This is a genomic window from Pseudomonas sp. Irchel 3A18, from assembly GCF_900187465.1.
Lineage (GTDB): Bacteria > Pseudomonadota > Gammaproteobacteria > Pseudomonadales > Pseudomonadaceae > Aquipseudomonas > Aquipseudomonas cichorii.
Genome location: NZ_FYDI01000035.1, coordinates 1 through 1,956 on the forward strand (window position 1 = coordinate 1; position 1,956 = coordinate 1,956).

Below are 1,956 nucleotides of genomic sequence, written 5' to 3' on the forward strand. Positions count from 1 at the left end.
GCAGGTACGCCAGACGCTCAGCCGGATACGCCGGGTCCATCGGCACGTAACCCGCACCAGACTTGAGGATGCCCAGCAGGCCGATGATCATTTCAGGACCACGTTCGACGCAGATCGCCACACGATCATCCGGGCCGATGCCCAGCTCGATCAAACGATGGGCGACCCGGTTGGCCTGAGCATTGAGTTCGCCATAGGTCAGGCGACGATTCTCGAAACGGATTGCCGAAGCCGAAGGATTCGACACAGCCCAGGCCTCGAAGGCCCGATGAATCAGGTGGTCGTCGGCAAAGGTCGAATCGCTTGCATTCCACTGATGCAGCAGTTGCTCACGCTCGCTGTCCGGCAGGATCGACAGACTGCCCAGCGGGGTTTGCGGGGCCTGCTCCAGAGCTTCAGTCAGCTGCTCCAGCGCAACCTGCATGTAGTTGCAGATACGCTGGGCACCGATGGAGGCCACCGCCAGGGCGGTCAACTTGAAGCCTTCACCCAGGTCATCGACGTTCAGGGTCAGCGGGTAGTTGGTGCGCTCACTGCCGCCCAATACATGCATACCGTCCCAGGCCTGCAGACTTTCGTTGCTCTCTGCAGCCGCACTGTGCCGGTAGTTGAGCAAGGCACTGAACAGTGGCGCGGGGGCCGCTACACCGCTGCAACGCTGAGCAAGCGCCAGCGAGGCATGTTCGTGGGCCAGCAAGGCCGTGAGCCGCTCATGGATATTGGACACGCTACGGCGAACCGAATGCAGATCGAGGGACACGCGAAGCGGTAAGGTATTGATGAACATGCCCAAGGCACGATCAGCCCCTTCGCCACCTTGCATACGGCCCAGCAGTACAGTGCCGAACACCACATCATCGGTGGCCGACACCTTACCCAGCACCAGCGCCCAGGCCAGATGCACCAGACTGGCTGCACTGATACCCAGTTGCCGTGCCTGATGACGCAGGCGGACGGACAGTTGCAGATCCACGGGATGATGGACCTCTTCGATACCGCGTCCATCACCCTGGACATCGTGCATGCCAAACGGCAGGGTCGGCTCGTCGATATCCCCCAGCATGTCGCGGAAGAACGCTTCATGAACGGCTGGCTCGACACCCAGGCGGGCCTGAGCCACGTAGTTGCGATAATGCACAGGCTCGCCCAACCGGTCGGCAGTCCCCAGCAGGAAGGCCTGCATTTCCAGTTGAATAACCTCCAGTGCGGTGTGGTCCAGAATGAGGTGATGGAACAGCAGCGTGGCTACCCAGCGGTTTTGCTCCTTGTCCTCGGCGCAGGCCAAATGCAGCAACGGCGCGCGGGTCAGATCCAGGCGATAGTGGCGCGCATCGAAACGCTCCGACAATTGCTCAGTGACCGGACCATCAGCCGGGTCCAGATCGACCCATTGCGGTTGCAGCGTGACATTTCGGCACACCACCTGCACCGGCTCATCCAGACCTGTCCAGAGCACGGCCGTACGCAGGATATCGTGACGTTCGATGACCGATTGCAGGGCCTGGACAAAAATATCCAGATGCTCGCGGCTATCGAAGGCGTACTGCGCCTGCAACACATAAGGGTCACCGGCTTCGGCCGTCAGGTAGTGATAGAGAATCCCTTCCTGCAGCGGAGCCAGCGGGTAGATGTCCTGAATATTGGCCGCGCCGCCGGGAATGGAGGCGACAACCTGCTCAAGCTGCTCTTCGCCGATAGTCAGGAGCGGCAACATGTCCGGCGTGATCCGGGTGCAACCCGGCTCGATCAGGTTGGCCGGTACACGAATTTCAGTGCCACTGCCCACGGCAGCCGCCAGGGCTGCCAATGTCGGCTGGCTGAACAGCACGCGCACATCGGCGCTCAGCCCTTCCTGGCGCATCTTCTCGATCAGCTTCACCGCCAACAACGAGTGACCGCCCAGCTCGAAGAAGTGATCATGACGACCCACACGCTCGACCTGCAGCACCTCGGCCC

At 61.3% G+C, this 1,956-nt stretch carries 1 protein-coding gene; it reads right to left on the minus strand.

Annotated elements, in window-relative coordinates; genetic code table 11:
- Window positions 1–1,956 (minus strand): condensation domain-containing protein (locus CKW23_RS26085; RefSeq protein WP_143499028.1); only part of this gene is annotated, 1,956 nt, incomplete at both ends.